The organism is Prosthecobacter sp. (assembly GCF_029946185.1).
Taxonomy (GTDB): domain Bacteria; phylum Verrucomicrobiota; class Verrucomicrobiia; order Verrucomicrobiales; family Verrucomicrobiaceae; genus Prosthecobacter.
Window position 1 is genome coordinate 25,450 of record NZ_JAQSEA010000169.1, and the last position, 7,504, is coordinate 32,953.

The following is a 7,504-nucleotide window of genomic DNA, read 5'->3' on the forward strand; positions in this document are numbered from 1 at the left end:
TGGACGAATTCACTGCGGCTGGATCACCTGGCCCTGCTGCTGCAAAAGTGTCTGCAAAGGTTCGATCAGCACGCGGCGCAGCGGAGTATCATTGAGAATCGCCAGATGCGCCGCCACACCCGCCGCCTGACCCAGCGCCATCCAAGTCGGCTCCAGTCGAATGCTCGAAAACGCCACATGCGTCGTGCTGGCAGGCACCGGAACAATGAGCCCATCGATCTTCTTCGGGATCATGATGCGATACGGAATCTGATACGGCCGCGTGATCTTCTTCAGCATGCCGAGATAACCTTCCAGCACCACCGTGTCGCCGGGCTGGCGCTTCTGCATCGGAAAGCTGTCGATGGGAAACTCACCCACCGCGATGGCATCCTCATGCATCCGCTCGGAGGGCAGCCCATGCTGCTCGGTGATGTTGCGCTCACTCAGCGTGAACTCGCCCACGAGCCTGCGACCTTCACGGACGTAAAGCTGAAAGGGGAAGTGGTTGTATTCCGGAAACTCATCGCGGCAGGGCTGGTACTTGAGCGCCGTCTCATGCGCATTCTCCGGCACTTCGCTGTCATGCTGCAGAAACCACAGCAGCCCCAGCGAGAGATCGCGAATCTTGGCCGTGATGCGTTCGCGCTCCGGCCAAGCGGCTTCGATGTAGCCTGCGTTTTCCTCGGCGAAGACAAACCCCAGCGGCACGGGCTTCATGTTCAGCTCCACCTTGTCATTCGGCAGCTTGCGCACCGTGAAGGCGATGGTGGTCAGGTTGCTGCCAAACCTGCCGCCTTTGAGATCATCGAAGTAACCGACGTAGCGCGTACGATCATATCCCGCAGGCGCTGCAACGAGCGGCACCTGATTCTCCACGTTCGATGAAAGTGGAATCCGAAAGGTGAACGCCTGCATGCGTTTGTCTCCCGCCCCCGTGCCGCCGATGCGTTCACCACCGGGGACGTTGTAAATGTGCCCGGCGTGGGGTTCACCAAAGTCATCTCTCGACTCACGACCCAGCCTGAATTCCGCACCCGCCGCAGCAATCAAATCGCCTTCGTAAGTCGCATCCACAAACACCTTCGCTCTCAGTTTCTGCTCCACATTCGTGGACCGGTTCATGATCGTCACCGCCACCACCCGGTCATCCTTCATCTCAGCGCTCACGAGTTGATGATGCTTCAGCACCGTGATCTTGGGCTGCTCCGCAATGAAGCCCTCAAACACCTGCTCCGCCACCCGCGGCTCATACCAGTACCCATCCTTGCAAAGTTTCACGTTCTCCGAGTCCGCTCCATAAGCCGCGATATATTGCGCCTTCACGCGATCCACGAACTCACGAAAAAATCCTTGAATCATCGCTCGGTTCTCGATGTCACTCGCCCCGAGCCCGCTCGCGCTCATGCCGCCGATGCGCTTGTGATATTCCACCAAGGTCACCGTATGCCCCATTCGAGCTGCGGTCACTGCGGTGGCGATACCACCCGGCGTGCCACCAATGACAACGACATCCTGCGCGTGCAGAGCGGAGGCGACCAGTATGCTAAAAAAGTAGAAGTATCTCATGGCTTCGTTTGTAGTTTTTTCCCCGGCAGCAGAAACATCCGCCCGGCCTCATTGCAGATCAGCAGATTCGGTCCGTTGCCGCCCAGCATCGTACCCACAGCACCCGTTTCATGCGCCCCACCCGGTTGGATGACTTGCTCCTCATCATCCTGAAACGTCAGCGGCCTCGCAAACTTCATCTTCGCATTCGTTCCCGTGTTCAGCATCACCAGTGGCGTTCCCAGTGTCTTCTTCAGCTTGGTCGGCAGCGCAGAATCCACCAGCCTTCCGATCAATCCCCCAACCACTGGATTCTGCCCCAGCGCCGCCATAGGATAACCCGTCTCACGATCAGGAATCGAACACACCCGACCCGTGCCGATGACGAAATCCAGCTTCCCATCCTGATTCCAGTCGAAGAAGTCCAGCTTGCAGCGTCCACTCATGCCCCCCACTCCGCCGCTTGCACCAATACGTTCCCCGTCATCCAGCAGGAGCTTGCCACCATCTCCAACATTGTAGTCATCAATGCGCCAGTAGAGATGAAATTGGTCTTCTCCATCCACGATGGCCAGCGCCACCCGCTCGCCGATCTTCGCCAGCGCCGGACGGCAGCGCCACATGCCATGGAGATCCACGCCATCGCAATAAATCGGATGCGCAGGATCTAGCTTCGGCTCCCTCTGGGTGCCGCGATTGAGATAAATCAGGTAGTTCCCCGTGATGTCACCCGTGATCAGATCCGGCAGAGCATCCCCATTCCAGTCGATCACATTCGGCGAGAGATACCCCCACCGCGCCTCCTGCACCCCCTGCAAACTACCCGCATACCCCGCCTGCACCTGAATCTCACGCCCACCCGCCTGCACACGTGTTGCCGGCAAAAACTTCGGCTCGTCATTGCTGCCGATGTTTCTAAAGAACAGCACAAAGCCCTCCGAATTACCTGCAAGAATGTCCAGCACCCCATCACCATCCCAATCCACCGTCGTCGGTGAGGGCAATGTGCCCGCGTAAAGATCCGCATGCTCCTGCAGCACGGAAACCGGCTCCTTGCAGACAGGTGCGCCCATCTTCGTGAACTTCCCCGTGAAGCGATAGAAGTAGAGCGATCCCTCACCACAGGCGATGACTCCACCCCCATACGCACACACACTGGGATTGATGCTCGGATGCCGCAGCGCATTGCCATCCTCACCCGCAATGAGTCGCTTCGTTTCCAGATCAAAACCGCTCGCCGCCTTGTTGTGATAATACACCAGATTCCCCTGCCGCGATCCCGTCACCAGATCGTGCTCACGGCCTGCACCCAAGTTCACCGCCGTGATGCCGTGCATGGAAAAATAGACCTCATTCTTCGTCTTCGTGATCTGCTTCGTGACCCCATCGGCGCTGACGCCCATGAGATAACGATACCGCAACTCCCCCACCGCAATGCCAGATGAGTTGAAAGGCCGCCACTCCTCCGTGTTCGGACTTCCCTCAGCCCCTTGACCACCATTCGACATTTCAAACACCAGATCGTAACCGCCGTCATCATTCACCAGCACGCCAAGACTGGAGGGCGATTTCACCGCCTTCGGCAGCTTCTCCCTCTTCGTCTCGCGAAACTCCAGCTTCTCCCGGTCAAGCTCCGTCGTCACCAGCTCATCCTTGTCGATCCACAGACCTGTGATGATCCCATCCTTTCGCTGAAACACACTGCCCTTGTCCTTAAACGCACACTTCACTTCCACCGGCTGCGCAAACACCGGCGCACCCGTTTCCGCAGTGTCCACCCATCGAAACAAATGCACCGCCTGCGGCCCGCCATAACCAGCCACAAACAAATCCGGCTCCTTCCCAGCAAACACCCGTGCATGACCCAGCACATGATGATTCAGATTCACCAAAGCCAGCGGCCCACGTCCATGGGCCGCTGCCGATGGCAGCGCCTTCGTGCCCGACGGCAGATGGGGTTCGGCACCGCACAATGCGGTAAAAAAGAGGAACAGGAGAAGTGGCTTCATGGCAGATTCGACGGACAACCGAGTCGGTAGGTTACTCGTAACGCTGCATTCACAGCAGCATTTATCCACCTTCAGCATCGAGTTGATGCCGAATCTTGAACCCACATGAGCATTTTTGACATGCCGCCCCGACGCCCAATCGAAGCTACTTCGTCGGCGGTGCCAGTTTGCACGACTGCCAGGCCAGAAAGCGCCATTGTCCGCCCTCCAGACGCCACACCGCAAGGAAAGCCAGCGTAGGCTCGATAGGACCCGTTTCGAGGCCGATCTTCAAGTTGGCACTGCCAGTCATCAGCGCGATGTCGGGTGCGGGGAAGGTGAACTGACGCTCCACATAATCGACCGCCAGATACTTCGTGCTGCCCTTGAGCAGCGACTCAATGAACGATGCCTTGGTGTCCACCACGCCGGAGGAGTGCGCGTAGCGGAGTTCATCAGAAAAAATCGCGCTGAGCTTGTCCCGGTCCGGCGACTTCATCGCAGCCACGCGCACATCATCCGCCGCCTGCACAGCAGCAAGGGGCGCGTCTTCCGCAAAGGAGATGAAACTGACGAGGCAGATCAGGGAGGTGAGCAGTGTTTTCATGGAGCAGGTGTTTGGGTAGTCAGTTGTTTAACAATAAAATTCCAGATGTCGCCATACCTATCGATGGGATGACCGGGATACTTCACGTACAGGGGCTCTGACACAGGGGGCTAGCAGGTGAATTGAATCAAACCCGTAGATAATGCGATGATCACTGCCAGCACGCAGCCAACAGCAATCCCCAAAGAGATCACCGCAGCCCGCGCAATCCATCGACAGACAATGATTCCAGATTGAGACTGCCCTCCGTGGTCTGGCTCCGGCTCCGTGTTAGGGATGTGGGCTTGATCAGTCATTGCCTCTGTCCTGGTTGAGGTTTGTCTCGATGGGCGATGCGTTGAGCAATTTCGCCGGCGAGATCCTCTGCATCGAATCCAGCAGACCGGGCGAGACCAAGAATTTCATCCGCATGGGGTCCATCGGTTTGGGATGCTTTCGCCAGTGCATAGAGACGCACCGCGCGACGGCCCGTCCGGCAATACAACACCGCAGGCTTGTCAATATCCCTCAAAACCGACTGCAAGGAACCCACCGCTTCATCCGGAATCTTATCGTGAGGAACGGGAATGTAGTGAAATTCCATTCCGCTTGCCTTGGCTGCCCGCTGTATCTCTTCTGATGAAGGCTGGTCGGTAACCTCGCCATCCGGCCGCATGTCGATGACTGTTTGGATTTGCTGCTGCCTTAGAAAGCGCATGTCGCCGGGCTTTAATTGCGAGGTGAGGAACACTTGATCGGTGATTCTTGTGAGCTTCGGTTGAAGGCTATCCTCATGCCTGCGTTGCAGATAGAAGTAGCCTAGGGCCACGGTCATGGTGCACACGACAGTTAAACCAAATAGCTTGAGATAGTGCATGGGTCGAAGGTTGAATTCCGTTATTCTGAACAGCTTCGACAGTGTCACAATCCATCTCGCTATTTCAAGATGGTTCTTCTGGCAAGATCTGCCTAAGAGCAGGTGATTTTGCCGATCCTAGCTACTTCGAATTTGCCAGCACAAAGTCCACCAGCTCCCGGCACTCAAAAAACGACGGTCCCACCTTGTGCCCCTCACCAGTAACGACCTTCACGCTGATCTGCCCACCACCCGCAGCATACCGCTCTTTGAGCAGCCCCGTATTCAGCTCATAAGGCACCACCACATCCGAGTCGCCATGCACCGCGAACATCGGCACCTTGTTTGCCAGCAATCCCTTCAGGTTATCCACGGGATTAAACTCGCTCAGCTTCGCGACGAGTTCGGCCTCCGGCATGCCAAAATCAGCCAGCGTCTGCGCCTTGGAATTCTTCAGCGGCCAGCTCGCCAGATTGCACACCGGATAGATGCCCACCCACGCACGCACTTTCTCCGGATTCCGAAACGCCCACGCCAGCGTCATCATCCCGCCCCGGCTCTGCCCCAGCAGGATCGGCTTCGGCGAATAGCCACGCTTCACCATCTCATTATAAAAAAGCGTGAACTTCGCCGTGCTCGCAGGTGAGCCCCGCACCTCGCCCAGATCATACCCGGCAATGCTGATCCCCGCTTTCATGAAAGCCTCGGAGTACATCTTCCGGCCAAACAGCGAGATGCCGTTCAAAGTCGGCGCATACCACAGCCACGGCTTGCCCTCGGCGGGCTTGGGTGCCGCATAGAGAAAGGCCTTGTGCCCATCGACCTCAAAAGTCTCGGCGGTTTTAGGCAGCACCTCCTGAGCGATGGCAGAGCATGTCAGGCCGAGAGTAACAAAGAGAAAGCAGCAGCGGTTCATAATCATAGAATCGAATCATCTCCCCTACTTATTTCCGCGTTTCAAATGCCCGAAAATAATGCAGCACCGGGTACTCGTAGCGATTGCTCAGCGCCTCCTTGAGTTTGCCAAGACTTTCAACTCCATGCTCGGCTGCTGCTGCGCGCAGTTCTTCCTCCTCTTCCACGCTGTAGTAGTCGCGGGGATCTGCCTTCACCTCGCCCTGCTGAATGCCTTGGGCAAGGTGGCTGTGAATGGTGCCGATCACCAGACCTCGCAGCGCCGCGATCTTCTCCGCGCTGTGTTCCTGTCGGTGCAGACGCAGCGTCTCCAGCACAGTGCCCGTGAGTCCGCCCTCGCTCTTCATCTTCGGCGGTGGTGGCGGCGGAGCTTCCTCTGCAAATCTCTGCGCCTCATGCACCTCAAGCCACTGTGTGATCGCCCCCATGAAAGCCTCTCCGTAGTCGGCCAGCTTCTGGCTGCCCACCCCAGGGATGGCAAGAAAGTCCCGCTCAGTGCGCGGATACTCACGACACATATGACGCAGGCTCGTATCGCCAAACACCACATAGGGCGGCACTCCGCGCTCGTCCGCCAGTTTCTTGCGCAGCACACGCAGCTCCTCGAAAAGCCCCTCGTCACACGCGATGCTGCCCGCTTTGGCCACCTTCCCAGTGCTCGTGCCAGCCTTCACTGCCACCGGCGCTCGCGCGAGTATTACCGGCGTCCGGTTCATCAGCGTGGCCAGCCCCTTCTTGGACAGAGCCAGCGTTTGAAATGAATCAGCCGTGGCGTCGATATGGCCCAGGCGGATGAGCTGCCGTCCCAGCACCGCCCATTCCTCACGCGGCATGTCCTTGCCTATCCCATAGGTGCTCAGCTGGTCATGGTACCACTTGCGGATCTTCTCCGTGTTCGCTCCCGTCAGCACTTCCACCACATGGTTCAGCCCCGTGCTAAAGCCGCTCTTCTGCCGGATGCGAAAGATGCAGCTCAGCAGCTTCTGCACCTGCGTGGTCGCATCCCACTGCTCGCGCGGCTGCAGGCAGATGTCGCACCCGCCGCAGTTGTCACCCGGCCACTGCTCGCCAAAGTAATCCAGCAGCGCCACACGCCTGCACTCAGTGCCTTCGGCAAAATCCGCCATCAAACGCATCTGCCGCGCGGCCACCTCCGCCGCCTGCGCATCCGTCATTTCATCGAGAAACTTCAGGTTCCGCACCAGATCACCGCGCGAGTAAAGCAGCACGCACTCACTCGGCAGACTGTCGCGTCCGGCTCGCCCCGTCTCTTGATAGTAGCCCTCGATGTTCTTCGGCAGATCAGCATGAATGACATAGCGCACATCCGGCTTGTTGATCCCCATGCCAAAAGCGATCGTGGCGCACACCACATGCGCCTCATCACGAATGAACGCCTCTTGGTTCGCCGCACGCTCCTCCGGCTGCAGCCCCGCATGGTAGGCCACCGCCTTCACACCCTCCGCAGCCAGCGCAGCAGCCAAACTCTCCGCACTCTTGCGCGACTGCACATACACAATGCCCGACTCATTCGGTCGCTGCCTCACAAAATCATAGACCTGACTCGTCGCCTTGGCCTTTGGCAGCACAGTGTAGCTCAGATTCGGCCGGTTGAAGCTCGCCAGGAAAAAC

6 protein-coding genes are annotated in these 7,504 nt (G+C 58.0%); all 6 read right to left on the reverse strand.

The genetic code is table 11. From position 1 onward, the window contains the following. Positions 1-9: 9 nt before the first annotated feature. Positions 10-1,548, reverse strand: coding sequence for an FAD-dependent oxidoreductase (locus tag PSV43_RS14900; RefSeq protein WP_300198786.1), 1,539 nt, complete (start codon positions 1,546-1,548; stop codon positions 10-12). After that, the gene (locus PSV43_RS14905) at positions 1,545-3,536 is read right to left on the reverse strand and encodes a VCBS repeat-containing protein (protein ID WP_300198788.1); all 1,992 of its coding nucleotides are present in this window, start codon (positions 3,534-3,536) and stop codon (positions 1,545-1,547) included. The genes PSV43_RS14900 and PSV43_RS14905 overlap by 4 nt, the downstream gene beginning before the upstream one ends. A 145-nt stretch (positions 3,537-3,681) precedes the next feature. Continuing rightward, the gene (locus PSV43_RS14910; RefSeq protein WP_300198791.1) at positions 3,682-4,122 is read right to left on the reverse strand and encodes a nuclear transport factor 2 family protein; all 441 of its coding nucleotides are present in this window, start codon (positions 4,120-4,122) and stop codon (positions 3,682-3,684) included. 292 nt (positions 4,123-4,414) lie between these two features. Beyond that, positions 4,415-4,978: a TIGR01244 family sulfur transferase gene (locus PSV43_RS14915; protein ID WP_300198794.1), complete on the reverse strand. Its 564-nt coding sequence runs from the start codon at positions 4,976-4,978 to the stop codon at positions 4,415-4,417. Between the two features lie 121 nt (positions 4,979-5,099). Beyond that, complete coding sequence (locus PSV43_RS14920; protein ID WP_300198797.1) at positions 5,100-5,873, reverse strand: prolyl oligopeptidase family serine peptidase; 774 nt, start codon at positions 5,871-5,873, stop codon at positions 5,100-5,102. A gap of 28 nt (positions 5,874-5,901) precedes the next feature. Then, positions 5,902-7,504 (reverse strand): ATP-dependent DNA helicase RecQ (locus PSV43_RS14925; protein WP_300198800.1); only part of this gene is annotated, 1,603 nt, incomplete at its 5' end.

Coding starts and splice junctions, on each gene's coding strand:
- PSV43_RS14900 (WP_300198786.1), bottom strand. CDS start 1,548: ATGAGATACTTCTACTTTTTTAGCATACTGGTCGCCTCCGCTCTGCAC.
- PSV43_RS14905 (WP_300198788.1), bottom strand. CDS start 3,536: ATGAAGCCACTTCTCCTGTTCCTCTTTTTTACCGCATTGTGCGGTGCC.
- PSV43_RS14910 (WP_300198791.1), bottom strand. CDS start 4,122: ATGAAAACACTGCTCACCTCCCTGATCTGCCTCGTCAGTTTCATCTCC.
- PSV43_RS14915 (WP_300198794.1), bottom strand. CDS start 4,978: ATGCACTATCTCAAGCTATTTGGTTTAACTGTCGTGTGCACCATGACC.
- PSV43_RS14920 (WP_300198797.1), bottom strand. CDS start 5,873: ATGAACCGCTGCTGCTTTCTCTTTGTTACTCTCGGCCTGACATGCTCT.